The sequence below is a fragment of the Propionimicrobium sp. PCR01-08-3 genome, from assembly GCF_030286045.1.
In the GTDB taxonomy this organism is placed as follows: Bacteria; Actinomycetota; Actinomycetes; order Propionibacteriales; family Propionibacteriaceae; genus Brooklawnia.
Genome location: NZ_CP127390.1, coordinates 2,923,633 through 2,948,094 on the forward strand (window position 1 = coordinate 2,923,633; position 24,462 = coordinate 2,948,094).

Here is a 24,462-nt window from a genome sequence, read left to right on the forward strand (position 1 = left end):
CGCATGGCGAAAACGCACCCGCATATTGAGGCGCCCACTGTCGATCAGCTTCGCCAGGTGATCGAGGGGCGGCCGGAGAATATCGTCGCGACCTACCTCGCGCTACACGAGGTCGTCCGCACGGTGCTGCCGGATGTTCGCTTTTCGGTCGACACCGTCGACGCCGAGATCGGTTACGGGGCGCACCAGTACGGCTACAACGGCTGGGGCCTGGGCGCCCTGACGCCATTCGGCAAGTGGGTATCGCTCACCCTGTTGCAGGGTTCGCAGCTGGACGACCCCGCCCGCCTGCTCACCGGCACCGCGGTCATGCGTCACATCAAGCTTTCGAAACCGGACGCAGTCGCCGAGCAACGCGAACCGATCGCCGCCCTGCTGCACTCCGCTGCACAACTTTACGAAGCAGACGGACGTTCCTGATTCTTGAGCTCCCGCCACTCCTCGAGAATCTCGGGGAACCTTCGTGCCAGATAGGCGTAGAAATCGGCCATCTCGGCCACCCGCTTGCCGGCCGCGGTGTCCGGACCCAACTCGGCCGGAATCTCGCGGACCAATTCCTGGATCTCGCCATACATCGTCGCCCTGCTCAACGTGACCGTGTACCACGCCGGATTGAGCGTGTAGATGCGGCGTCTGGTGGCCGGCAGCGATCCCACTCGGACGAGTTGTGTCGAGCGTAAGTACTGAATGGCTCCCGAGACTGCTGCCGGGCTGACGCCCAAGGTCTGTGCGATTTGATCAGCCGTCAGGTCACCGCTCTCGCTGGTCACAAACGTCATCAATACCCTCGCAGGCATTCGCGGGAATCCAGCCTCTTCCAACAACCCTGCGAGCTGATCTCCATAGTCACGGACAGATGTGCTGGTCACAGGCTGAGAACCCTTCGCCGAAACCGAGTCCGGCGTCCGCTCAGGCTTCCCGGATGTATTGCTCACAGGCTGAGGTCCCTTCTTCGATAGCAGGCGATCGCCAACCCAGCCAGTGCAACGGCAGCAATCACCATTATGATCGCACCGCCCCACCTCGGATCGGTGGTGGTCACCAGCGGAGTGTGCACAAAAGGCGACAGCGCGATTGCCTGGGCAGGCAGCCCGAGGCGTCCGCCCAGTTCGGCGAGCACCACACCGGCCCCGAGAACGGCCCAGGCGAATGCGCTGGTCAGTCGAGGGGCAACCGCAAACACCACACCGATGAGTCCGAGGTGAAGCGCGGCCGCCGGCAACTGGACGAAGCTGGCCCCGAGCACCTGCCAGATGGTGATCCAGCCCATGCCCTGGGCTAGATAGACACAGGTGGCGCCGCACCATGCGGCCAGCAGTACCAACCCGATTGAAACCAGTCCGGTCACCAAAACCGAGGCAAGCCAGCGTGTGGGGTCGATGGCTGCGCCGCGAATCAATTCAGCATTTCCCGTGGCCTCTTCGCGTCTGGCACGCAGCACGGCCAGCACGCCGGCGATCGCCCCGCATTCGCCGACCAACACCATGACGTAGCTGAGCAGCACATCGTAGAGCGGACCCTCGGTACCGACCAGCGACTCGATCAGTTGCCGGACGACGGGGTCGTCCCCGCCCTTCCATGCCAGCGCCGCCAGGGCTGCCGCGAACCCACCGACCGCGAAGCCCGCCAACGACATTCCGATCAAGGTACCGCGCTGCAACCGCAGGCTGAGCCCGAGCGTCGAGCGGAGCGTCCGGCCGCCGTGAGCGGGGCCTGGCCGTGGCCTCACCAGTGAGGCCCCGAATTCGCGTTGCCGCTCGACGAGCGCCGCCACGATTCCGCATGCCACGGTGACAGCGATCATCGCCATAACCGGCGCCAGATCGAGACTCCCATAGGGGTTCGCGAGCTGCACCAGGGTAAACGGTGTCAGCCATCCCCACACCCCGGGATCTGCCACCAAGGTGAGTGGGTCGACTTCGGCATTGACATCAGCAACCACTCGGACGAGGAAGAGCATGGCGACCAAGCCTGCGCCCAACCCGGACGCCAGGCGAGCGGTGGAAGCGAGCTGGCCGCAGAGCGCACCAACGGCTATGAATAGCAACCCCACGGATGCGCATACCCCGCCCGCGCGGAGCGAACCGGCTACGTCGGCTCCCCCGGCGATCAGCCCGGCCACCAGGCCGAACGCAACGACTGCAGTGCCGATCGTCCCGGAGATGAAAGCGGCCGACAGGCCGGCGACGCGTCCGGTCGCGCAAGCCCGCAGCAGCTCCCGGGTGCCATCGTCCTCTTCGGCGCGTCCGTGCCGGATCGCGAAAATGATCCCGAAGATCGCGAAGATCGTGGCGAAGATGACGCCGTAGGTATAGAAGAGGAATGCTCCCTCGCCCGGCCCCATGGGCAGGCCTCGTCCGATGAGCAAGACCGGGCTATTGATCGCGGCCTGCAACGCCGCGGCACGCTGAGCTTCGTCACCGTATCCGGATGAGATATTGGACGCACAGATCAGCGCCCCTGCCGCTACGCCGAGCGTCCAGATTGTGAGCCAGAGCCTGTCCTTCTTCAATGCGGCCCTTGCGAGCATCGTGGTCCCGGTGATCACGGCAAGGTCCCGGCGGTCGTGGCTTGCCCGGCCGCATCGTCGCCGTAATGGCGCAGGAATGCCTGCTCCAGCGAGGAGCGTTGCGCCGTGAATCCGGTTACCTCGGCATCGGCCAATAGCCGCAGCACTTCAGCGGTTCGGCCGGGTTCGACGGTGAATCGAATCGTCCCGGCATCATCTCGGACGTCATCCGCAATTTCCCTGAGCTGCGCGAGCTTATCGGGCTGCAGCGGGTCGGTGATCACGTATTCGGTGTGTGCGAGGTGGCCGACCTCGTCCAGGGTGCCGGTCTCGACCCGCCGGCCGCGGCGGATGATCGAGAGCCGATCGGCCACCTGTTCGACTTCGGCGAGAATATGGCTGGAGAGCAACACGGAGGAGCCTTCGCCCGTCACTCGCATGACCTCGGATTGGAACCGCTGGGCCATCAGAGGGTCAAGACCAGAGGTCGGCTCGTCCAAGATATATAGCTCCGCCTGGTGGGCGAACGCAGCTATCAGAACCACCTTTTGACGATTGCCTTTGGAGTAGCTGCGGATGCGCTTGGTGGGATCGAAGTCGAATTCTTCGATCAGCCGCTCCCGCGCGGAACGGCGGACTGATCCTCCTCTTAACCGGATCAAGAGGTCTATGGCCTCACCGCCCGTGAGCGCGGGCCAGAGGTTCACCTCACCGGGAACATACGCAAGTCGACGGTGCAGGTCGGCAGGATGCCGCCACGGATGGGCGCCGAATAGTTGCGCATGACCACTACTCGGGCGATACAAGCCCAGCAGAATCCGGATCGTCGTGGTCTTCCCCGCACCGTTCGGCCCCAGGAACCCGTGGACCTCGCCCTCGGCGACGTCGAGATCCAGTCCATCGAGTGCTTTCACCGCCCCGAACGACTTGCTGACGTTCTCAAGCCGGATCACATCTGTCATGCGTAACAGACTACTACACGTAATTCACGAATGCGTGAATTACGTGTAGTAGTCTGCAGGCCTCAGTAGCGGAAGGTGGCCATCGGCTGCGCCGGCTCGTCCCCATCACTCAGCAGGCGCAGGCTCCCCGAGTTTTGGAGCACGTCGAAAATCGCGGCGTCGACGAAGGCCGCTGTCTCCGGATCGCTCAGCCGAGACAGATCCTCGGGAAGATAGAGCGTATCCACGCGTCCCTCGGTGGCAGCCCGGCAGATCTCCGCCAGATCCAGCGAACCACGACCGGAATGAACCTGAGCGAGCGCCTGTTCGCGTGCGGCAGTCTCCCGCTCCCGAGAGCTCTCCGCGAGAATCGCCCAGGCGTCCGAGCGCAGCTTGTCCGGTTGGGTGTGCTCCGGATTGCCCGCGATCACGGCGTCCTGAATCGCCGGATACCGGCTGACCTTGCGGAAGATCGGCAGATACTCGGCGACCGAGGCGAGCACCAGGGGCTGCGAACGAGCAGTGCCGAGTTCTTGGTCCACTCCCTTGGCGACCGCCGTGATGAACTTCTCGGTCAGCAGCCGATCGGTGTCGCCGTTGTCTCCGTGGCCGTGATACCCGACCGCTCCCGGCCCGGCCGACCGCACCTGCAACTCAGGCTCCGGAAGCTCGTCGATCACGTCATCGAAGGTTGCGGGGATGGCGCCCAGGTCAAGCTGATCGATCGAGTTTCGGGTGGAGTTGAACAGCCGGACGCCGTTCTTCGCGAGCGCCAGAACATAGCACCTGCCACCGGTGGCCAGGACCGCCGCAATCGGTGTCAGGTGAAAACGCTCGCCCACGGTGACATGGGCGTCCACCTCGACCGGCACGCGCACCGCCCGGAAGAATCCGGGCGCGACGAAGATGATGAGTCCCCTGCTTTGCAGGCGCCAATAGGTCGTGTCGCGGACGAGCTCCTCGACCGGTTCGAGCAAATCGTCGGCCTGGTCACCCAGCACTCCCACGACGTTCAGCTCGGCGCGGGCTTGTTTGAGCAGGTTCTTGAGCTCGGTTCCTGACTTCGATGCCCTGGTGTCGGCGACCTCGGTTGGCACCGTGAAGGTGATCTTCGGGCCGGCTCCCGCACCGGCCTCCCAGACGTCGGAAAAGTCGAGTTGATCTACCTTGCCCTGCGAGTTTGCGCTCATTCGATGACCTCCTCTGTGCTCGACCCCGCCTGCGTCTCTTACCACGTCCCGCAGGCAAGATCACGACATTCGACTGTCTCTCCACACAACCAGACGAAGCCCCGGAATTCCAACGAATGCCGATAGTTTCCGGTACTTCCGGGTTTCTGCAACGCGCCTCATATTGCTAGCGGCGAACGTCGGACGAACGTCCCGCAGATCGCGTACCACAAGCCCTTTCCCGGTGCGCCAAGTCGCTGACGAGCCGCTGCTCCTCGTCACGCCTCGACACCGCTGGCGAAAATGTCAGGACGCCCTCGTAGGCTTGCCGTTGTGAAACGACCCGACGGACCACCTGGCCTTGCGACCCCCAGTACCTGGGGTCTCGGGCTTGCGTATGCCCGCGAAGGTCGCGTGAACGTCATGCACCATGACCGCGTCCACCATGGCATCACTGCGCGTTGCAAAGGCTCCCACAACCGCAACTACACCGTCCACGTCTCGTATTCGCTGGCTTTGGATGGCGAATTGGATTCGCTGAACGGTTCGTGCAGTTGCCCGGTCGCCTATAACTGCAAGCACTGCGTGGCAGTGGTCTGCGCCGAGCTCGGCCTTGCCGGCCCACATCGCGGCAGGCCACCATTTTCCGGTCACCCGGGTGGGCGGACGCAAGAGTTGCTGACCAGGCAGCAATCGGCCGTCTCCGAATTGAATCCGGACGACGCGGGTTCCGCTGCCAACGTCCTTGAGATACCGCAGTGGCGCAGGACTTTGGACCGTATCTTCGTGCCTGTTGCAGATCAGCAGCGCTCCGATCGTCAGCCGCTCGGGCTGTTGTTCACCTTCCGGCCCGACACGGCCCCCGGCGAGCAATCGCCGGAGCAGTCGCGGTATGCGTCGACTGCTTTTGGACGCAGGCTGACCGAGCTCGGCCACAGCTATCCCGGCAGGCCTGGGTTCGTCCACGTGGTGCCGCTGCGCGCCGGCAAGCGGCAACAGTGGGTGCGCTCCGGAATTTCCTGGATGCGGTTGCGCACCGGTGACGCACATGATGCCGATCCGGGGCAGCTCGATGCGCTCAATGAGTTGCGCCGGCTGTATACCGATGTCGAGTCGTACATCGGAACACAAGACGTCATGGCGCTCGAGCGGATCAATCATCCGGCCTTGTGGAGCGTCCTTCGCGAGGTTCAGGACGCCGGAATCGCGCTGGTCGAGGAGGGCTCGCACCGGCCGGTCACGCTCGAACCCGATCCGGCTCAGGCCGAGATCGAGATCCATCAGGACGATGCGGGCGATCTCAATGTGCAGGCCACCATGCGACACCCGAGCCTCGGCGAGAATGCTTCGTCCACCAAGCTCGGCGATCCGCCGCATGGCCTGGCCTGGCGCGACGACGCGGGCGTCCATTTGGCAAAGTTCGAGCAGCCGGCCGACCGGTCCTGGAAACAACTGGCCGCCGAGGGCGACAAGATCAACATTCCGGCCGGTGATTACGAGGACTTCGTTCAGACCGTGTTGCCGCGCATCTCGCGGGTGGGCTGGGCCTCGCCGGACAAGAGCTTCAATCCGCCGCCACCACCGGCCCCGCGGCTGCATCTCGAGTTGGGTGTTGCTTCGGTCGAGGCCGGCAATTCCAAGGCGGGCAACCTCAAGCCGAAAGCACACCTGCATTGGGGTTGGCATTACCGCGACGAGCAGGGACGCGGCAGAGGTCCGCTGCCATTGCAGGGCGCTCTGCGTGACCCGATGCGCGATACCGATGAGGAGGGACGCATTGCCGGCGCGGTTGCGTCCGAACTCAGCGATATCCCGGCGGCGCTGGCCCGCGGCATCAGCCCGCACGGCCGTCCTGGCTACGTCGGCGGCCTCGGCAAACAGACGCCGACGCCAGGCCGGGCCGAATTCGCCATCCCCGCCGATGGTGTCGTGCTCAACACTGATACGCCCGCTGGCAGTGCTACCACCGGGCCGAGCGACACTCTGCCGCCGGGGCTGCGCCAGGACGCCGATCTCGTCGGCTTCGACGTGGTTAAGTTGGTCGACGATGTGCTTCCGCGCCTCGAAGAACTAGGAGTGGTCATCGAGACCGCCGAGCTTCCCGATTTCCAGGAGACCACCGGAGCCAGAATCCAGATCGGGCTGAGTAATGAACCCAGTACCAATGACTGGCTCGACCTGAACATCGCTGTCGTCGTCAGCGGCCACGAGCTGCCCATCTCAACCCTGATCACCTCGCTCACTACGGGTGATGAGGCGCTGTTTCTGCCCGACGGCAACTATCTCAAGCTGGACGATCCCGATCTCGACCGGCTGAAGGAACTGTTGAAAGAGGCGTCCGAGCTCGGGGATCAGCGCCGTGATGGCGTTCGCGTGCCCAAGGTTCGGCTGTCGTGGTGGGAAGAGCTGCTCTCGCTCGGCATCGTGCAGACCCAGGCCAACGCGTGGTTTCAGGCGGTGCGCCGATCGATCGACAATCCGCCCGCTCCCGCCGAACTGCCGGCGGGCCTGGACGCGAGGCTTCGCCCCTACCAGCTCGAAGGCTTCCGCTGGCTGGCCCATTTGCGCCGGTCCGGGCTGGGTGGCGTGCTGGCCGATGACATGGGCCTGGGCAAGACCGTGCAGGCGCTCGCGATGATCCTGGACGAACGGGAGCACCCCAGCCTGCCCGAGGCGGACGATGACCGCATCCCCGATGAGAAGGTCGTCGATCTGGCCGCCTACCGGGCCAAGGGCAAGAGCGGAGGACCCGGCCACGAGACCCAGGCAGACGGCCACGCCGGGCTATCCGAAAACCCCTCTGCGTCCGATGATCCTCTCGCCAGTTCCGGGACCACCGTCCCGGCAGCCCTGCGCGGCAGTCAGGTGCAAACCGACGTTCCAGTAACGAGCGGTTCGGATGAGTCGCCTGCCATTGAAAGCGCCAGGGCAGCTGCCTCTCCGAATTCTCCTGGCAGCCAGCCTGGTGATCCTCGAGTGTCAACCGAACACGGGGCAATTGGTTGGGCCGATGAGCCCCACCTCGCGCCTTGGCTGGTGGTGGCGCCTACTTCCGTGGTGCCGAACTGGGCGTCCGAGGCGAGAAAGTTCGCACCCGATCTCGATGTCGTGATGATCGAGGCGACCCAGACCCGCCGGGGCGTCCCGCTGAGCGAGATCGCGGCCGAGGCCGATGTGGTGATCACCTCGTACGCGCTGCTGCGGCTGGAGGCCGACGACTACGCGGCCGAACGCTGGGCGGGCATGATCGCCGACGAGGCCCAGAACGCGAAGAACCATGCCTCCAAGGTGTTCGCGGCCGTGAAAGGTGTCGGCGCGCCGGTTACCTACGCAGTCACCGGCACCCCGATGGAGAACAATCTGAACGAGCTATGGGCGATGTTCACCCTGACCGCGCCGGGTTTGCTGGGCAGCCCGAAGCAGTTCCGGGAGAGCTTCCAGCGTCCGATCGAGAAGCAGGCGGACGAGGCTCGCGAGTTGATGTCGGTGCTGCGCCGCCGGATCGCGCCCTTCTTGTTGCGCCGGACGAAGAGCCAGGTCGCGCTCGATCTGCCGCCGAAGCAGGAGCAGGTCATCTCGGTGGAGCTGACGCCCGCGCACCGGCGCATCTACGACCGGCAATTGCAGCGCGAACGCCAGCGTGTGCTTCAGTTGACGGACGACATCGAGCACAACCAGATCGAGGTGCTGGCCGCTCTCACCCGGTTGCGCCAGCTGGCCATTGATCCGAGCTTGGTCGATCAGGGGGACAAAGAGTCGAAGGCGCCTTCCTCGAAATTGGACGCCCTGGTGCCGCTGCTTCAGGAGGCGGCCGGTGAGGGCCACCGGGTGCTGGTGTTCAGCCAATTCACCCGCTATCTGCGCAAGATCGCGGCGCGGCTCGATCACGAGAAGCTCGCCTATTCGTATCTGGACGGCACCACTCCGCACCGCCGCCAGGTGATCGATGGCTTCACCTCGGGCGACGATCCGGTCTTCTTGATCAGCCTGAAGGCCGGCGGCGCGGGCATCAACCTGACCCAGGCCGACTATGCGATTCTCGCCGACCCCTGGTGGAATCCGGCGGTCGAGAATCAGGCCGTCGACCGTACGCACCGGATCGGCCAGACCAAGCCGGTGCATGTCTACCGGATGGTCTCCAAGGACACCATCGAGGAGAAAGTGGTCGCCCTGCAGGACGCGAAACGCGAACTCATTTCAGGAGTGCTGGGCTCGGACGACGACTTCGAGGCGACGCGAGGCAGAGAACGGGGCAACCGCCTGACCGCCGAGGACGTCCGTCTCCTGCTGGAGTGATGCAAACGGACGACTGCGTAGCTGGTTATCGACCTACACGTGCCCGTCGCATCCCGGCATCTTGGCCTCAGCTAGTCCAGAAGGACGTACCGGCCCGGTTTGGCGTCCTGGCAGGATCACCTGACTAACCGACCAGCCAATCGCTGATTGCGTCAGCCAGCGGCTGGGGATCGACCATGAAGTCGTACTCTTCCCACGGCTGCTCCACGACCGTTGACACGGGCAACTCGCGAGCGAGGTACTTCACCTGCTCGCTCGGCGGCCGTCCCTCCGCGTCATGCGATAGCCAGATCGTGACAGTGCCTGGATTCGCCTCGCGTGCACTTGCCAGCCAATCGAGTTCCTGGATCGATTCCGGAGTGGGCGTCCAACGCGCGTCATCGTACGGCTGACGTTTGCTTTCGCATTCTCGCCAGGCCTGCTCGATACGATCGCGAACGTCTTGCCTATCGCTCAGGCCACGAGCCAGGAGCTCGTAGGCCTCATCAGGAAAGACACCTTCAGCAATTCGAGGGTCCGTCCACACATCAACGTCTGCCTGCGCGGGCTCCGCCGGATTCGCCAGTCCATCGGCGATTCTCTCCAGTCGTCGGGTATCAGCATTGTTCACGACGTGAAACCCCTCGTCCCTCGTCGAGGTTGAAATCGGGTCAATCAGCAGAGCCTTGTTGACGTCGTGGTCGGCTGCGAATCGGGCTGCGACGCTGCACCCGGTACCGCGGGCAATCACTATTGCCGGGATTGATGGCAGTTCGGACTTGATCAGTTTGAGAGAGTCGGCCGCTTGGGCCAATGCAAGGATCGAGTTCACCGCCGCGACCGGAGCCACGATTGCGTCCGGTAGGTGTTCAGAAAGGACGCCCAGACCCCAGCGGCCCAATTGCGGATCGACAAGGAGTAGCGAGTTCATGCTCGCATCCTTACACGATGCGGCCGTGGCCGCTCGAACTCCAGCACGTTCGATATCTCCCGCGCCCGGCTCCGATCAGATGGCCCTCGCTGCCGAAGCGAGGCCGCGAATGCATATGCCGGAGGCGCGTCGAACCGTTTCCCGGGTACCGGCGATGATTCAGTCCAGCACCTTCAGGGCACCAACCACCAGGTCGCGGGCGTAGGGGGCGGCGATCTTGCGCAGAAAGGCCGGGAAGTCGACGTTCGCATCCTGATCGGCGCGATCTGAGATTGTCCTGGCTACGGCAAATGGAATGCCTGCCATGGCGCACACTTGAGCGACCGCGGCGCCTTCCATCTCGACCGCCAGGGCGTCCGGAAGTTCGCTGCGCAACTTCGCCGATCCTTCGGCAGTGTTCACGAAGACATCTCCGGAGATGATCAATCCCGGACGCACGGTGGGGTCGTCCAACCCGAGTGAAGCGAGCGCTGCCCTGTGACCGGCAACCGCGCCCACGGCGGCACCGGCGAGCGCCGCCGTCAGGTAGGCGTCCGCGGGGATGCGCGTCTTGCCGACCACCGGGGAAACCCAGCGATCCCACAGCGGACGCGCGTCCAGGTCGTGCTGCAGAAGCTCAGTGGCGATCACGATGTCGCCGGGGTTCACGTCTTTTCCGATACCCCCGGCGGTGCCGACATGAATCATGCCGGAGGCCCGCTCGGCGAGCACAGCTGCGGTAGTGGCTGCGGCAACCTTACCGACCCCCGACAGCGTGAGCAGCACGTCACGGCCGGCCAGCCGGGCGTGCAGCAGCGTGACGCCTGCCACCTTTTCGGAGCAGATCTCGCCCTCGTCACGTGCGGCGGCCACGATCGCCGACAGCTCATCCTCCAACGCTGCGATGATCGCGAGCATCTCTCCAGCCTCCTCGGGTCAATTGGTACATATCATCCCACGGCGACTATGTGAGCAATCGCCAGCCGAGCTTCGCCGATGCTCGGCGATCGAAGGTCACGACCTCATCGCATCCGGCCCGTGCGGCAACGGACGCGATCAACGCGTCCGGAAAGTCCGCGCCCTTTCCGGCAGCCGCAATCGCCGATGCAACGGACGACGGATCTTCAGCACGGATCTCATCAGCCATGGACAGCTCAGACAGCTGAGCCACGACGTCCAACCTCGCAAAACCATAGGCACGGGTCAGCACCCAATAGACCTCGGCCCAGACAACTGTCGCAATGAATCCCGGTCTGATTTCGGTTAGCCGTTCGAAAACAGCCGTCGCACGTTGAGCCTGGGCGGCATCATCTTGGGTGAGAAAGCGCACGACGATATTGGTGTCAAGCCCTATCACTTCTGCGAATCCTCAGCCCCGCTGGCAATCGCCTGGTCCATCTCCTCGAGGGATTTCGCAGGTCCGGAATAACGAAGGGCACCTGCTAACTTCTTGACCGGACGATGCTCCCGGCGCAGCTCGTATCCACCATCGGCAGTCTTCACAAATTGGACGCGGCTACCGGGTTTCAGATCGAGATCTTCGCGCACGCTTTTCGGGATTGTTATCTGACCTTTGCTGGTTATCGTTCCTGTCGCCATAATTCCTCCTTACTCAAGGGTAAGGAGGTCTCTATCGCATCGCAAGGTGGCCTTCTGACGGACCGCTCAACAGCCGATGCTGCCCGATATCCGCACTGGGCTCTGATGCAGTTCGTGATCTACGCAGTGATCGGCATCTTTGTGTTGCGGCGGGTCCCGGATTCGCGTCCGCGATAACAGCGATCGCCCTCTGTACCCTGAGGGGGTAGCCGAGCACAGGAGCAGATGATGCCCGATATCCGCTTGATCGCGTCCGATATGGACCACACGTTGCTTACCGAAGCCAGCGAACTGCCGCCGGACTTCCATAGTTACGTCGAGCGGTTGAATCAGGCTGGGATCGTTTTCGTCGCGGCAAGCGGGCGCCCCTACTTCACGCTGAAGTCGATGTTCCCCAAAGGCGGGCCGGGCATCGCCTACATCGGCGACAACGGCGGAACCGTCACATTTGACGGCAAGGTGCTTTTCGAGTCGTTGATGCCCACCACCGACTACCAGGCGATGATCGCCCTCACCCATGAGCAGACTCATGGCGTCCCGATCATCTGCGGCATCGAGACTGCCTATGTCGAATCCCACTTCCGGACGCACGAACAGTTTCTGCGCACCTTCTACTCCGAACTCACCTTCGTCGACGACCTCGGCACGGTCAGCGCCAAAGCCGACAAGTTCACCGTCTATTGTCCCGATGCGGACGCGATCGAGCGCGCCGACCGCGTCTTTCGCCCGGCTTACGAGGGCGACTTCGCCGTCACCATCGGCGGCAGAGTCTGGGTCGACATCATGAATCCAGGTGTATCAAAGGGTCACGGACTACGGGTTTTGGCGTCCCATCTCGGTTTGACGCCCGAGCAGATGATGGCCTTCGGCGACACGTTCAACGACATCGAGATGCTGGACGAGGCCTACTACTCCTACGCAGTCGCCAACGCCGAGCAGGAGGTGCGCGACCGGGCACGCTTCCAGGCCGCATCGAACGACGAGTTCGGGGTGGTCGCGGTCATTCAAAAGGTCCTCGCCGAGGTCGCGCGGGGCGATTCCCTCGCGGCAGACGGGTCCCGCAGCCAAAGCGGCGCGGAGAGCCAGACAGCAGGGGCCTGATTCACCAATTCGGACTCATGTCTCGAATGGATTGACGACCCGCAGCACATCAACACCGGATCGGAGCCGGTCTTCATGAACTCGGATACGGCATTCGTGTCGGCGAAGATCACGGCAGGTCCACCTCCCGTGGCATGTCGGTGCGGCCGACGAGCGGAAGACCGACCTCGCCCGCGGTGCGCATCGCCTCATGGAGGGCCAACAAAAAGTTGTCTTGAGGTGTGTCCACGGCCGCGTCCAAGATGGCGCGGACTTCAGCCTCCACCGATCGTCCATGTTTGGCGGCGCGGGCCTGTAGCCGCTCGTACGTCTGATCCTTCACCTGCCGGATGATTAGTGTGCTCACATCAAACACCTCCTGACAGCAATGCTCGCACTGCTTGTGATTCCGAAGTCGCTCGCCTCGTCGCGGATGAAGAAGCGCGGCGCATCTGACTCAACATCTGAGCCCAATCGACTGCCCCTAGGCTGAGGAAATGACACGTACTCTGACCGAACAACTCGATCGCCGTCCCATTGACGAACAAGTCGTTGAGCAGATCGCTGAGCACATGCGCAAGCGGGTGCGGGCTGCACGGCTCCGTGAGCTTCGCGACGAACAACACATCACTCAAAAAGAGCTCGCGAATCAGCTGAATGTTTCGCAGAACCGTGTTTCTCAGATCGAAATCGGAGAAGTTGATAAGGCACAGGTCGACACCTTGCGCCGCTATGTCGAAGCTCTCGGGGGAACCCTCACTCTAGAAGCCTCGTTCGGCGATACCCGCTATCTCATTGGTTGATTCCGGACGCATCAACGGCACCTGAACGCGGAGATCGAACCGGCACTGCGCCCGTGACAACTGTCATGGTGAGGTCGTGACAGCGCCTATCGGCACCTGACGCCGATCCCGGTCACGATGGACGCATGGACACCGTCATCGAGGCGCACAACCTCTCGAAAACGTTCCGCGTCCGCTCGTCTTCTCCGGTGCACGCGGTGGCGGGCATCGACCTGGCCGTCGGTGAGGGTGAGCTCGTCGCCTTCCTCGGCCCGAACGGTGCGGGCAAGACCACGACCATCGACATGATCCTCGGTTTGACCCAGCCGACCTCGGGGACGCTCGCGGTTTGCGGGATGGCGCCCCGGCAGGCAATCATTCACAGCCACGTCTCCGCCGTGCTGCAAACTGGCGGGCTGTTGCGGGACATCACCGTGCAAGAGACGGTCGAGGTGATCGCCGCGCAGTATCCCAGCCACCTCGAAGTCGACGATGTGATGCAGCGCGCCGGCATCACCGACCTGGCCAAACGCCGAGTCTCCAAATGCTCGGGCGGCGAACAGCAGCGGCTGCGTTTCGCCCTGGCCCTGCTGCCCGACCCCGACCTGCTCATCCTCGACGAACCCACCGCCGGTATGGACGTCAATGCCCGGCACACGTTCTGGGACGCGATGCGCACCGAATCTCACCGGACGGTGCTCTTCGCGACGCACTATCTCGAGGAGGCGCAGTCCTTCGCCGACCGGATCGTGCTGATGAACCGCGGCGAGATCATCGCCGACGGCACCACCCAGCAGATCCGCGCGCTCACCAACGTCCGAACGGTGACGTTCGTCCACGACGACCCAGCGTCCGTGAAACCGAGACTGGCTGCCCACCCGGGCGTGACACGAGTCGTCACCAACACTCGCGCCATCACGGCGGAAACCAGCGATTCGGACGCCCTGCTCGCCGACGTGCTCGCCTGGGGCGGGCACGACATCGAGGTGACCGCGCCCAGCCTGGAAGCGGCGTTCATGGCACTCACCCAATCCGATTCCGACGCTCACTCACGGCAACGACCCGCGCCAGATGCGGGAACCGCGTCCGATTTAGACGCTCACCCAGGACAGGGGCCGATGCCAGGTGCCGGGCCTGCGTCCGATTTCACCCCGGGAGACAGCCGCACGAGCGGCGACCACGGCGCACCCGCACCAGCCGCCGGAACCTCACCCGCACGCGGCACCGAGGAGGCCTGACATGGGAACCTACTTCGCATTGGAACTCAAGCGGGCGCTGCGCGACCCGTCCGCGCTGATGTTCACCATCGGCATCCCGGCCTTCATGTATTACATCTTCGGCGTCTCGATGGAGTGGGGCACCTACGACATCGGCAATGGCAACGTGTCGATGTACGTGATGATCAACATGGCCGCCTACGGTGCGGTGACCGCCACCACTTCGGTGGGCGGGCTGGCCGCGGTCGAGCGGATGCAGGGCTGGGGACGCCAACTCGGGCTCACCCCGATGCCCGACAGCCGGTTCGTGATCACCAAGGCACTGGTCGGCACCGCGGTCGCCGCCCTGCCGATCGCGCTGATCTACCTCATCGGCTACTTCTCCGACGCGCAAGCGATCGGATGGGTGTGGCCGGCCAGCGCAGGCCTGGTGCTGCTCGGCGCCATGCTGTTCTCGCTGTACGGCCTGATGGTCGGATTCCTGTTCCGTTCCGAGAACGCCGTCGGGATCGCCTCCGGCATGGTGGTGATCTTCGGATTCCTCGGCAACGTGTTCATGCCGCTGAGCGGGGCGATGCTGACCTTCTCCAAGTTCACGCCGCTGTACGGCCTGGCCGCGCTCGCCCGGCGTCCGCTCACCGAGGGCAACGACCTCGATCAGAGCACCGGCGAACTCATCGTCCAGCCGCTGTGGCAGATTCTCGCGAACGTCGGAGCCTGGCTGCTGATCTTCGGTGTCGCCGCGATTCTGCTGGTGCGCAGGTCACGCGAGCGGCAGTGATTCACCGATAATGGGAGGCATCGAACAAGGAGCGAGCGTGTCAGATCACGATGACCCAGCTGCACCACCCGCTCACGCCGCGCCCCAGACCATCGGCACGGACCCGTGGCCCAGGTGGGGCCGCATGCTCGGCGGCGCCTGGATCTTCTTCCTCGCCTACCCGATCATGTCTGCCCTGGAGGCCCCGGTGGCACCCTGGCTGCGCTACGCGTGCGTGGCGCTGCTCGTCGCTTTCGCGGTCATCTACGTGGTCTTCTTCACCTCGATAGCGGACGCGGACAGGTACGCGCGGCAATGGGTCGTGCTCGGCGTCCTGATTCTCATCGCAGCCGTGGTGAGCCCGGTCATCGGCATCAACACGCTGGGCTGCGGCATCTTCATCATGGCCTTCTCGATCTTCCATCTGCCGCTGCGTACGGCGTTCGCAACCGCCGGAGCCGTGCTGGCGGTCATGGTGGCCGCGGCGTGGTTCAGCGGGCAGTTCGGATACGCCTGGTCGATTCTGTTGATCGCCGCGATCGTCGGACTGTTCACCGGAGTCACCCGTTACGTGATCCAGGTGAGCACCACCCACGAAGAGACCGAACGCCAACTACTCATCGCCCGCGAGCGAGAACGGGTCGCCCGTGACGTGCACGACATCCTCGGCCATTCGCTCACCGTCGTCTCGATGAAGGCGGAGCTCGCCGGCCGGCTGATCGACACCGACCCCGCACGCGCCAAGGACGAGGTCGCCCAGATCCAGGCTTTGTCCCGGGAGGCCATCGCCGAGTTGCGGTCGACCGTCGGCTCGCTCCGCGCCCGGCGGCTGGACGACGAGTTGCACGCCGCGCACGATGTGCTCACCGACGCCGGCGTCTCGGCCACCATCACCGGCGAGGTGGCCCAGGTGGATCCGCGATTCCGCGTGCTCTTCGCCTGGGTGGTGCGCGAAGCCGTCACCAATGTGGTGCGGCACTCCGGTGCCACCCGGTGCCGGGTTGAGGTCGGCGCGCGGCAGCTGGCAATCACCGACGATGGACGCGGGCTGGCCGGCACCCACGACGGCAACGGCCTGCGGGGTCTGCGGGAACGGGTCGAAGAGGCCGGTGGAACCGTCACTCTGGTCACACCAGCCGAGGGCGGCACCAAGCTCACGGTCGCGCTATAAAAAAAGGACGCAGCATGATCCGGATCTTGTTGGCTGACGACCAGGCACTGGTGCGCGGCGCGCTGGCCGCGCTACTCGACCTCGAGCCCGATATCGAGGTGGTGGCACAGGTGGGGCGTGGCGATCAGGTCGTTCAGGCCGCCCTCGAGTCGCGTCCCGATGTTGCGTTGCTCGACATCGAGATGCCGGGGCTGAGCGGTATCGAGACCACGGCCGAGCTACGTTCGGCGCTGCCGGATTGCCGGTGTCTGATCGTCACCACGTTCGGCAGGCCGGGCTATCTGCGCCGCGCACTGGACGCCGGGGCGCAAGGTTTCGTGGTGAAGGACACTCCCGCGTCCGAACTCGCGGACGCCGTGCGGAGGATTCACGCAGGACTTCGGGTGGTCGACCCCGAACTCGCCGTCGAGTCGCTGACGCATGGCGCCAATCCGCTCACCGACCGCGAGCAGGAGGTGTTGCGTGCCGCCAAGGACGGGGCACCCGCGTCCGCCCTCGCCAAACGCCTTTCGCTGTCGCAAGGCACCGTCCGCAACCACCTATCGAGCGCCATCCGCAAGACCGGCTGCTCCACCAGCGCCGAGGCAGTCCGTCAGGCCGAGGCCAACGGCTGGCTCTGAGGCGGGCACGTTCAGGCAGCACGACCCAAGAGGACGACTCGGTCGAGGGCCGAGGTGAGCGGCTCGATCACCTCGATGCCGGTTCGTGCGCGCACCTGATCGGCAAGGCCGGACATCGCCCCGCAACCGAGTAGCACCACCCTCACGCCAAGATCGGCGAACTGGTTCACCTCGCCGAGCAGCGACTCCAAGGCCACGGTGCTGCCCGACTCATAATCGCGCCGGACAGCACCCCGGACGACCGCCTTGTCGATGGTCAACCCGTAACCGACGACCTGCTGCAGCTTGTCATCGGCGATATCGGCGCTGACGCAGAGCACACCCCAGAGTTGCTGCTCCGTCGCTGCGCCTGGTCCGCAAATCGACGTCTGATAGCTCGCATGAGAGTCCTTGTCCGGCACGCGGCTATCAGATGATCCCGGCCGGAGATCACTCACAGCGGTGCACCGGGAGCTACCCGCCGCCTCGGTTATGGACGCCCAGCCCATCCCGACAACCGGACAGCCATCCGGGGTGATCAACCAACCGGCCGGCAACCCCGGATCTCCGTGGCAAGCAACCACCATGGCATCGAATCCCTCGACCCCGAGCCGGTCACCTCGGCGCAAGATCTCACCGGCAACCCGGTCGTTGTCAGCCTGGGTGATGAGCAATTCCGGAGCTTCTGGCAGGTACTCGGTCACCACCTGATGGCCCGCGACCCGCGCCCAGTTCTCGGCCACCCGAGCCAGCGCCCGGGTGGTCGCCGCGGACGAGTTCGGGTTCAGAACCAGGATTCTCACTCTTGATTCGCGAACGTCACCGCGCACTGCAGCAGCACATTGATGCCGTCGGCACAGGCCTTGGGCGTCGAGTACTCGCGCGGGTTGTGACTGATGCCGTCGTACCTGCCCGGCACGAACACCATGCCTGTCGGGCAGATCGCCGCCATCTCACCGGCATCGTGCCCGGCTCCCGACATGATCCGCCGATTGCTCAACCCGAACCGGTTCGCGACCTGCTCGACCTCGTCCATCACCTCGTCGTAAAACTCCACCGGCGGGGTGTGCGCGGTGATCTCGGACGAGATGGTCACCCCGCACCGCTCCTCGACCTCCCAACAGTAGGCCAGCAGGTCGGCGCTGGCACGCTGGATGGCTTCCTCGTCGGGATTGCGGAAATCGACGGTGATGATTGCCTCGCTGGCCACGATGTTGACCAGATTGGGCGAGGTGTCGAAGCGTCCGACGTTGGCCAGCAGAGCCCCGTAGTCGCCCGACTTGACCATCTCGTCCAACTTCACGGTCACCAGGGACGCCGCCAGCACCGCCGAGTGCCGCAGCGCGTCCGGGGTGGTTCCCGCGTGGGCGGCGCGGCCGCGAATGGTCAGCCGATGCCACAAAATGGCCTGCACTCCGGTGACCACACCGATCTCATACCCTCCTGCTTCCAAGATCGGCCCCTGTTCGATGTGACATTCCACGTAGTGGGCGGGCGGTGCCACCGGAACGGGCCGATCACCGACCAGGCCATGCCGGTCCAATTCGGATCCCACTGAGATGCCCTGCGCATCGGTGAGCGCCCGGGCGTCCACCTCGCTGATTCGTCCGGCTGCGACCGCGCTGCCGAGCATGTCGGTGCCGAACCGGCAGCCCTCCTCCTCGGTCCAGATCGCCAACTCGATCGGACGCAGGGTCTCGACCTGGTGATCGTTGAGCGTCCGGATCACCTCGAGGCCACCCAGAACTCCGAGGCAGCCGTCAAATCTGCCGGCGGTGGCGACCGAATCGATGTGCGAGCCGATGACCACCGGCGCCAGCGTGTTATCCAGACCCGGACGACGGGCCCGCACGTTACCGATCCGATCGAAGCTGACCTCGAGTCCGGCCTTCTCGAACCAGGGCACCACCAGATGTCGTCCGGCGATGTCCTCGTCCGACAACGCCAGCCGCCGTACCCCCATTAGCTCGGTCTCGGCGTCGAAGTAAGCGCCGACCTCACCTAGTTCGGTGAGAGAGGCCCACAGCCGCTCTTGGTCGATGCGCACGGTCTCGGTTCGCTGCTGTTCGATGGTCATCGCTCATTCCTCCATCCCGCCGACAACTCGGCGATAGTTCCGGGCATCGGTCGGTCCTTCGGTGAGGAAGACGAGCACTGTGTCACTGCTTGTCAGGCCGAGGTCTCCGCGGTTGCCCAGCAACCCTGCCAGGCCGGCGGCACCTGATTCACCGGCGGCGATACCGTCTTCAGCGAGCAGCCGCATCGCCTGTTCGGCGGATGCGTCGTCGATCACCGAGAAGGCGTCGAAGCCGGTACTGATATCCGGCCAGGCGATATCCGAAGGGGTGCCGCAGTTCAGACCGGCCATCGCCGAACGCTGTTCACCGGGGAGCGAGATGATCCGCCCGACGGCCACGGATGCCGTCACACAGGCCGCATCCAGTGGTTCGACCCCCACCATCAATCGGCCCGGACGATGGGCGAAGCCTCGGGCCACCGCCGCCGCGAATCCACCGACTCCGATCTGAGCGGCCACCACGTCGGGTTCGGGCAGCGCCCCGGCAGCAATGAGATCGGTCACCTCGCCGACAACGGTCGCGTAGCCGTCGATCACATCTTGGGGTGCCCGGGTGTATTCGGGCCACGACGTATCCGAGATCACCGCGTGTGTATCGTCGGCCATCGCGGCGGCCATCCGGACGGTGTCGTCGTAGCCGAATTCGGTGACCCGGACTTCAGCCCCCTCAGCTGCGATGGCGTCGATCCGGTCCTGAGCCGTCCCGGCCGGCATCAAGACGACCGCGGGCAGCCCGAGCAAAGATGCCATGTGGGCGACGGCGCGTCCGTGATTGCCGTCGGTCGGCGCCACCAATGTCAACCCGGGGTGATCGACCGCTGCCCGCACCAGATCATCGAACCTCAACCCCGCGGCATCTCCGAGCCTCCAGCGCTCGGCCAGCTCCCTGCAGACCGCCCAGGCCGCGCCCAAGATCTTGAACGACGGCAGCCCGAGCCGGTCGGATTCGTCCTTGACCAGCACCTTCGCCACCCCGAGGGCCTCGGCCGTTGCCAGGGCTTCCCGTACCGGCGTCGCCGCGAAGCCGGGTAGCGACGCATGAAAGCCGCGGCACACGGCATCCGGCAGACCGGCCGCGGTGCGATCTGCCAGAGGATTGCGCAGCACATAATTGGCCCCCGGAGCCGCTATCTGCCGGCTTTCAGCTAGGGCGCGCGCGGATGGGTCGTGGCCAACTGCTTCATCAGCAATGGGAAGCATGCGCGGTCTCCTTTGTAGGACAACTAATAGCAGACTGATTATGGCGGTTTATGAGAGGAATGACTAGGGTGGTGATGTCGGGCTGACAAGCGTGGTCGAGGTGTTCGGTGACTGCTTCGCAACGTACGTGTGGTGCAGACGATGTCTGCAGCATCTGATCGGCAGCATCGTCAATCGGACGCCCACACCCGACCGGGACACCCGCAACAACCCGGGCAGTACGGCTCGCGGTCCTGATATAAGGAGAACGATGGCCGCTCGTGGAACCAACGCCGCCAGGATCCGGCAACGAATGCCGCTGCAAACCGAGATCCGCAATGCGATCCTCGACGACCTGATTCTTTCCGGTGAGATTTCGGCAGGCGCCAAGCTTCCGTCGGAGGCCGAGTTGTGCGAGACCTACGCCGCGTCCCGGGTGACGGTGCGCTCGGCCCTGCAGTCGCTCGCTGAGCAGGGATTCATCCAGACCCGCCGGGGCTCGGGCTCCATCGTGCTGCCCCGGGCGAAGACCATCGCCTCGCACCTGACCAGGCTCGTCTCGTTCGACAGCTATGCCGAGCAGGCCGGCGAGGCCTTCGACACCGTCGATCTGGTCATCGAGGATTGCCCGGACGACGACCCGGCACGCGAATCGTTCGCCTCCGACCAGCAGGAACACCTCACCAGGCTCTCCCGGTCGAAGGCCCGCGGCGGGCAGCGGGTCGCCTGGATCATCGACTATGTTCCCGCTCAGGTGCTTACCCGAGACGAGCTGTCCGAAGAGTTCGGACGCACCGGTTCGGTGCTCGACATCCTCATCGGACGCGACCTTGCCCAGTTCGCCGACTCCACACTGGAGCCGGTCATCATTGATGAGCAGCTCGCCGGCCACATTGATGCGGCGATCGGCAGTCCGACCCTGCAGATGAGCGAGATGACGTGTAGCCGCGCGGGCACCCTCATCGACCGCAGCGAATCGTGGCTGTTGCCCGGTGCCTTTGAGTTCTCGTTCCGCAGAAACCGGGATTCGTTCTGAACTGAACCCGCCGATGTGCGCCGCAGCGGGCGGCGCGGCACAAGCCTCCGAGCGAACGAAATGCGACAACACCACTGGAACTTCGTGCCCGCCTTCACGTCTCGCGAATAGGAAGACCATGGCTTCCGGACCGATCGTCGACCCTGCCACGGCCTGGGCCAGAGATCGGGCGCTCACCGGATCCTCCCATCGCACGGGCCGCAGCCGATGAACTGGCCCGACTGGGAGCCCACCAGTGCGCCATCACGCACCGCCTGCGAACCTCGGACGAAGACGTCGCGCACGCGACCAGTAATCGTCCAGTCCTCGTAGGGCGTGTAGTCGACGTTCTCGTCGAGATCGCTCTGGTGCACGACACGGATGCCGCGAGGATCATAGATCACCACGTCGGCATCCGAACCGGGTGCAAGAATCCCCTTGCGCGGGTAAACCCCGAAGTAGCGGGCCGCATTCGTGGCGTTCAATTCGACGTAACGTTCCAGCGAGATGCGTCCGGTCAGCACCCCGTAGGTGTAGAGCAACTCCATGCGCAACTGGATGCCCGGGGCGCCGTTGGGGATCGTCCGGAAGTCGTCGCCGCCGGCATCCTTTTGGCCGTGCACGTTGAAGGCGCAATGGTCGGTGCCGATGAATTGCACGGCACCGGTCGCCACCGCGTCCCACAGCTTGTCCTGATCCGAGACTTCTCGCAGCGGTGGGCTGATCACAAAGCCGGAAATCTCGTTCAGCTCACTGCCTTCGGCCGAGCCGTACGAGCCAGAGTCCAGCAACAAGTATTGCGGGCAGGTCTCCGCTCGCATCGCCACGCCGCGCCCGTTTGCACGCAGCACCTCGGTCAGCCCGGCCGCGCTGCTCAAGTGCACCGCATAGCAGGGCACATGGCCCGCCAGTTCGCTGATCGCCGCCAGTCGGCTGATGGCCTCGCGCTCGACCTCCACCGGGTGAGTGTGCTGGTGGTAGAAGGCACCCGTCTGCCCGGACGCCACCCTGGACTTGGTCAGCTCGTCGATCAGCCGCCCGTTCTCGGCGTGGAACCCGATCGTGCCACCAAAACTCGTGGTGGCCTGCAGGGCCTGGAAGATCTCGTCGTCCTCGACCATCATCGCCGGGCGGTATGCCATATACATCTTGAACGAGGTGACGCCCTGGGCGGCGATTGCCCGCATCTCATCGGCCCGGCCTTCCGGCCATTCCAGCATCGCCATGTGAAAGGCGTAGTCACACCAGGCCTTTCCGGCGGCTTTGGCGTTCCAGTTGGCCAGCCCGGTGGCCAGCGTCTCGCCCTTCTGCGCGGTCGCGAAATCCATCACGAGGGTGGTGCCACCGAGTACTGCGGCCCTGGTGCCGGTGTTGAAATCATCCACGGTGGTGGTGCCCTGAGTGGCCAGGTCGAGATGGGTGTGGGTGTCGATGCCACCGGGAAACACCAGGCATCCGGTGGCGTCGATCACCTGGTCGTCCGGGCTCTCGACGACCGAGCCCAGCGCGGTGATCTGCTCGCCGTCGATCCTCAGATCGGTGACGGACGAGCCATACGGCCCAACCACGGTTCCGCTACGAATGATGGTGCTCACAGTGTGTCTCCCTTTCCGATGCGGACGACGTGACCCGGCCTGGCTCCGGTCGGGGTGGCGCCGGTCCAGACCTTTTGGCCCGCAACCCAGACCCCGTAGACGCCGGTGGTGTAACTGCACGGGTTCTCGAAGGAGGCAGTGTCGACGAACTCCTGCGGGTTCAACAGCACCAGATCCGCGCGCCGGCCTGGTGCGATGACCCCACGATCGGCCAGGCCCAGCATGGCTGCCGGACGAGCGGTCATCCGCTCGATGACCTCGGTCACCGGGGCGAGATTGCCGCGAATCGCGAAGCGTCCGAGGAACCGCCCGGTCGACCCATAGAGCCGGGGATGCGGTGACGGGTTGAACACGCCATCGCTGCCCAGCATCGACCCCGACCTGCGGTAGATCTCGTGGACGACCCGTTCGCTCGAGTAGTGATCGATCATGGCGGCGTCGAGATCGGTGCGAGCGCAGATCTCGATGACGGCGGTGGCCGGGTCGCAGTGCAGGATGTCTGCGGCCTGCGCCACGGTGCATCCGACGACCTCGTCCAGGCCCCTGGCCTGGGTGATGGTGACCTGCTCCGGGCCGCACGAGCCGAACAGGTTCTCCCAGCCGGGCAAGCCATGGTTCATGTCAGCAGCGAGCTTTTTGCGTACGGCCCGATCGTTGACCCTCGCAAGCGCCGCCGAGGGTCCACCGTCCATCGCCCAGGGCGGCAGCAGCGCGGTGAGCAGCGTGGAGCCTGCCCCGTAGGGATATTGGTCGACGCTCAGATCGATCCTGGAAGCGGCCGTCTCCAAGAGACCCAGCAGTTCGTCCAACAAGGTCTCGTTGCCGATCAGCTTGAGGTGCGAGATATGCAGCCGGGCGCCCGTGCCGCGGCAGGCATCGATGAACTCGCTCATCGCCGCCAGTGATTCACCTGCCTCGTTGCGCACGTGCGGAATCAGCGCGACGCCGTGCTTGGCGGCAATTTGGGCGAGCGCCCGGAGTTCGCGTCCGTGCCCATACATTCCCGGTGCGTAGATCATGCCGAAGCTGATCGCCGCGCCGCCTGCCGAGAGGCAGACATCGGCCAGCTCCTGCATCGCCCGAAGCTCTCCGACGGTGGCGTCCCGGTCATCATCTCCCATCACGACCTGGCGCAGCGCGCTGTGCGGCACACAACTAACAAGGTCGGTGGCGGGCACCGTCGCGTCCAGCACACTGAGGTACTCGTCGAATGTTCGCCAGCTCCAGGTTCCCAGGGTGCTGGGTTCGAGCCCCGCCAGATAGTCGCGCCGATCGTTCAGATGGGCGTCGTCCACCGGCGCCGGGCCGAGCCCGTCCGGGCAGATCAGCTGGGTGGTAAAGCCCTGCGACACCTTGGCCGCCATCTGGGGTTCGTCGAAGCTGCGCAATGCAGAATGGGCATGCAAATCGATGAATCCCGGGGTCAGCCAGCATCCGGCGCCAAGCACGGTCGCGGCGTCCGCCACGGTCTCGCCGGGCGACACCAGACCGTCGATGCGTCCATCTGCCACCACGACATCGGCGGGCACGAATCCTGCCGGGGTGTGAACCTTCGCGCCACGAATAACAAGATCAGCCGACATC

General features: G+C 64.6%; 23 protein-coding genes. 9 read left to right on the top strand and 14 right to left on the bottom strand.

The features are described from left to right. The first annotated feature begins 3 nt into the window (after window positions 1–3). Window positions 4–420 (top strand): DUF1801 domain-containing protein, encoded by a 417-nt coding sequence (locus QQ658_RS13550; RefSeq protein ID WP_286025366.1) that lies wholly within the window; start codon window positions 4–6, stop codon window positions 418–420. Here the strand turns inward: QQ658_RS13550 and QQ658_RS13555 are convergent. The 4 genes from QQ658_RS13555 to QQ658_RS13570 all read right to left on the bottom strand — a co-directional run bounded on the left by QQ658_RS13555 (window position 396) and on the right by QQ658_RS13570 (window position 4,640). Continuing rightward, window positions 396–869, bottom strand: coding sequence for a GbsR/MarR family transcriptional regulator (locus QQ658_RS13555; RefSeq protein ID WP_286025367.1), 474 nt, complete (start codon window positions 867–869; stop codon window positions 396–398). The two genes, QQ658_RS13550 and QQ658_RS13555, sit on opposite strands and share 25 nt — an antisense overlap. Before the next feature lie 62 nt (window positions 870–931). Next, entirely contained in the window at window positions 932–2,548 is a 1,617-nt protein-coding gene (locus QQ658_RS13560) for an ABC transporter permease (RefSeq protein WP_286025368.1), read from the bottom strand. Continuing rightward, on the bottom strand, window positions 2,545–3,471 hold the full coding sequence (locus QQ658_RS13565; protein WP_286025369.1) for an ABC transporter ATP-binding protein: 927 nt from the start codon (window positions 3,469–3,471) through the stop codon (window positions 2,545–2,547). Before QQ658_RS13565 ends, QQ658_RS13560 begins: the two co-directional genes overlap by 4 nt. A 62-nt stretch (window positions 3,472–3,533) precedes the next feature. Further along, window positions 3,534–4,640: a baeRF3 domain-containing protein gene (locus QQ658_RS13570; protein ID WP_286025370.1), complete on the bottom strand. Its 1,107-nt coding sequence runs from the start codon at window positions 4,638–4,640 to the stop codon at window positions 3,534–3,536. A gap of 312 nt (window positions 4,641–4,952) precedes the next feature. Between QQ658_RS13570 and QQ658_RS13575 the strand changes: the two genes are divergently transcribed. After that, complete coding sequence (locus QQ658_RS13575; protein WP_286025371.1) at window positions 4,953–8,915, top strand: DEAD/DEAH box helicase; 3,963 nt, start codon at window positions 4,953–4,955, stop codon at window positions 8,913–8,915. Between the two features lie 124 nt (window positions 8,916–9,039). Here the strand turns inward: QQ658_RS13575 and QQ658_RS13580 are convergent, their stop codons facing one another. The 4 genes from QQ658_RS13580 to QQ658_RS13595 all read right to left on the bottom strand — a co-directional run bounded on the left by QQ658_RS13580 (window position 9,040) and on the right by QQ658_RS13595 (window position 11,403). Next, window positions 9,040–9,825 carry a hypothetical protein gene (locus QQ658_RS13580; protein WP_286025372.1) on the bottom strand — a complete coding sequence of 262 codons (786 nt, stop codon included), beginning with the start codon at window positions 9,823–9,825 and terminating at the stop codon, window positions 9,040–9,042. 159 nt (window positions 9,826–9,984) lie between these two features. Continuing rightward, a complete protein-coding gene (locus QQ658_RS13585; protein ID WP_286025373.1) occupies window positions 9,985–10,722 on the bottom strand; it encodes a 5'-methylthioadenosine/adenosylhomocysteine nucleosidase in 738 nt (245 codons plus the stop codon). A 46-nt stretch (window positions 10,723–10,768) separates the two neighbouring features. Continuing rightward, window positions 10,769–11,161, bottom strand: a complete 393-nt coding sequence (locus QQ658_RS13590) for a type II toxin-antitoxin system VapC family toxin (protein ID WP_286025374.1) — start codon at window positions 11,159–11,161, stop codon at window positions 10,769–10,771. Beyond that, window positions 11,158–11,403 (bottom strand): AbrB/MazE/SpoVT family DNA-binding domain-containing protein, encoded by a 246-nt coding sequence (locus QQ658_RS13595; protein WP_286025375.1) that lies wholly within the window; start codon window positions 11,401–11,403, stop codon window positions 11,158–11,160. The genes QQ658_RS13590 and QQ658_RS13595 overlap by 4 nt, the downstream gene beginning before the upstream one ends. A gap of 228 nt (window positions 11,404–11,631) precedes the next feature. Here QQ658_RS13595 and QQ658_RS13600 point away from each other — a divergent pair, with 228 nt between their 5' ends. After that, window positions 11,632–12,504 carry an HAD family hydrolase gene (locus tag QQ658_RS13600; protein WP_286025376.1) on the top strand — a complete coding sequence of 291 codons (873 nt, stop codon included), beginning with the start codon at window positions 11,632–11,634 and terminating at the stop codon, window positions 12,502–12,504. 109 nt (window positions 12,505–12,613) lie between these two features. On the opposite strand, the gene QQ658_RS13605 is transcribed toward QQ658_RS13600, so the two are convergent. After that, entirely contained in the window at window positions 12,614–12,850 is a 237-nt protein-coding gene (locus tag QQ658_RS13605; protein WP_286025377.1) for a FitA-like ribbon-helix-helix domain-containing protein, read from the bottom strand. A 130-nt stretch (window positions 12,851–12,980) separates the two neighbouring features. Here QQ658_RS13605 and QQ658_RS13610 point away from each other — a divergent pair, with 130 nt between their 5' ends. The 5 genes from QQ658_RS13610 to QQ658_RS13630 all read left to right on the top strand — a co-directional run bounded on the left by QQ658_RS13610 (window position 12,981) and on the right by QQ658_RS13630 (window position 17,033). Beyond that, window positions 12,981–13,286 (top strand): helix-turn-helix domain-containing protein, encoded by a 306-nt coding sequence (locus tag QQ658_RS13610; RefSeq protein ID WP_286025378.1) that lies wholly within the window; start codon window positions 12,981–12,983, stop codon window positions 13,284–13,286. A 125-nt stretch (window positions 13,287–13,411) separates the two neighbouring features. Then, the gene (locus QQ658_RS13615) at window positions 13,412–14,503 is read left to right on the top strand and encodes an ABC transporter ATP-binding protein (protein WP_286025379.1); all 1,092 of its coding nucleotides are present in this window, start codon (window positions 13,412–13,414) and stop codon (window positions 14,501–14,503) included. Window position 14,504: 1 nt separating this feature from the next. Further along, the gene (locus tag QQ658_RS13620) at window positions 14,505–15,263 is read left to right on the top strand and encodes an ABC transporter permease (RefSeq protein ID WP_286025380.1); all 759 of its coding nucleotides are present in this window, start codon (window positions 14,505–14,507) and stop codon (window positions 15,261–15,263) included. A gap of 37 nt (window positions 15,264–15,300) precedes the next feature. Beyond that, window positions 15,301–16,413, top strand: a complete 1,113-nt coding sequence (locus QQ658_RS13625) for a sensor histidine kinase (RefSeq protein WP_286025381.1) — start codon at window positions 15,301–15,303, stop codon at window positions 16,411–16,413. A gap of 14 nt (window positions 16,414–16,427) precedes the next feature. Next, complete coding sequence (locus tag QQ658_RS13630) at window positions 16,428–17,033, top strand: response regulator transcription factor (RefSeq protein ID WP_286025382.1); 606 nt, start codon at window positions 16,428–16,430, stop codon at window positions 17,031–17,033. 11 nt (window positions 17,034–17,044) lie between these two features. Here the strand turns inward: QQ658_RS13630 and QQ658_RS13635 are convergent, their stop codons facing one another. Genes QQ658_RS13635 through QQ658_RS13645 form a run of 3 tightly spaced genes read right to left on the bottom strand, consistent with a single transcriptional unit; the run spans window position 17,045 to window position 20,289 of the window. After that, window positions 17,045–17,815 carry an aspartate/glutamate racemase family protein gene (locus QQ658_RS13635; RefSeq protein ID WP_286025383.1) on the bottom strand — a complete coding sequence of 257 codons (771 nt, stop codon included), beginning with the start codon at window positions 17,813–17,815 and terminating at the stop codon, window positions 17,045–17,047. Further along, window positions 17,812–19,089 (bottom strand): M20 family metallo-hydrolase, encoded by a 1,278-nt coding sequence (locus tag QQ658_RS13640; RefSeq protein ID WP_286025384.1) that lies wholly within the window; start codon window positions 19,087–19,089, stop codon window positions 17,812–17,814. The genes QQ658_RS13635 and QQ658_RS13640 overlap by 4 nt, the downstream gene beginning before the upstream one ends. Before the next feature lie 3 nt (window positions 19,090–19,092). Beyond that, the gene (locus tag QQ658_RS13645; protein ID WP_286025385.1) at window positions 19,093–20,289 is read right to left on the bottom strand and encodes a diaminopropionate ammonia-lyase; all 1,197 of its coding nucleotides are present in this window, start codon (window positions 20,287–20,289) and stop codon (window positions 19,093–19,095) included. 250 nt (window positions 20,290–20,539) lie between these two features. Between QQ658_RS13645 and QQ658_RS13650 the strand changes: the two genes are divergently transcribed. Continuing rightward, window positions 20,540–21,304, top strand: coding sequence for a GntR family transcriptional regulator (locus tag QQ658_RS13650; protein ID WP_286025386.1), 765 nt, complete (start codon window positions 20,540–20,542; stop codon window positions 21,302–21,304). Window positions 21,305–21,477: 173 nt separating this feature from the next. Here the strand turns inward: QQ658_RS13650 and hydA are convergent, their stop codons facing one another. Both hydA and QQ658_RS13660 read right to left on the bottom strand, forming a co-directional pair. Then, complete coding sequence (gene hydA / locus QQ658_RS13655) at window positions 21,478–22,878, bottom strand: dihydropyrimidinase (RefSeq protein ID WP_286025387.1); 1,401 nt, start codon at window positions 22,876–22,878, stop codon at window positions 21,478–21,480. Further along, window positions 22,875–24,461 (bottom strand): N-acyl-D-amino-acid deacylase family protein, encoded by a 1,587-nt coding sequence (locus QQ658_RS13660; RefSeq protein ID WP_286025388.1) that lies wholly within the window; start codon window positions 24,459–24,461, stop codon window positions 22,875–22,877. The genes hydA and QQ658_RS13660 overlap by 4 nt, the downstream gene beginning before the upstream one ends. Window position 24,462 lies beyond the last annotated feature (1 nt).

Bases quoted from the DNA above. Each gene is read 5' to 3' on its own strand.
- QQ658_RS13550 (WP_286025366.1), top strand. From the start codon at position 4: ATGGCGAAAACGCACCCGCATATTGAGGCGCCCACTGTCGATCAGCTT.
- QQ658_RS13565 (WP_286025369.1), bottom strand. From the start codon at position 3,471: ATGACAGATGTGATCCGGCTTGAGAACGTCAGCAAGTCGTTCGGGGCG.
- QQ658_RS13570 (WP_286025370.1), bottom strand. From the start codon at position 4,640: ATGAGCGCAAACTCGCAGGGCAAGGTAGATCAACTCGACTTTTCCGAC.
- QQ658_RS13580 (WP_286025372.1), bottom strand. From the start codon at position 9,825: ATGAACTCGCTACTCCTTGTCGATCCGCAATTGGGCCGCTGGGGTCTG.
- QQ658_RS13585 (WP_286025373.1), bottom strand. From the start codon at position 10,722: ATGCTCGCGATCATCGCAGCGTTGGAGGATGAGCTGTCGGCGATCGTG.
- QQ658_RS13595 (WP_286025375.1), bottom strand. From the start codon at position 11,403: ATGGCGACAGGAACGATAACCAGCAAAGGTCAGATAACAATCCCGAAA.
- QQ658_RS13600 (WP_286025376.1), top strand. From the start codon at position 11,632: ATGCCCGATATCCGCTTGATCGCGTCCGATATGGACCACACGTTGCTT.
- QQ658_RS13610 (WP_286025378.1), top strand. From the start codon at position 12,981: ATGACACGTACTCTGACCGAACAACTCGATCGCCGTCCCATTGACGAA.
- QQ658_RS13615 (WP_286025379.1), top strand. From the start codon at position 13,412: ATGGACACCGTCATCGAGGCGCACAACCTCTCGAAAACGTTCCGCGTC.
- QQ658_RS13620 (WP_286025380.1), top strand. From the start codon at position 14,505: ATGGGAACCTACTTCGCATTGGAACTCAAGCGGGCGCTGCGCGACCCG.
- QQ658_RS13630 (WP_286025382.1), top strand. From the start codon at position 16,428: ATGATCCGGATCTTGTTGGCTGACGACCAGGCACTGGTGCGCGGCGCG.
- QQ658_RS13640 (WP_286025384.1), bottom strand. From the start codon at position 19,089: ATGACCATCGAACAGCAGCGAACCGAGACCGTGCGCATCGACCAAGAG.
- QQ658_RS13645 (WP_286025385.1), bottom strand. From the start codon at position 20,289: ATGCTTCCCATTGCTGATGAAGCAGTTGGCCACGACCCATCCGCGCGC.
- QQ658_RS13650 (WP_286025386.1), top strand. From the start codon at position 20,540: ATGGCCGCTCGTGGAACCAACGCCGCCAGGATCCGGCAACGAATGCCG.
- QQ658_RS13660 (WP_286025388.1), bottom strand. From the start codon at position 24,461: ATGTCGGCTGATCTTGTTATTCGTGGCGCGAAGGTTCACACCCCGGCA.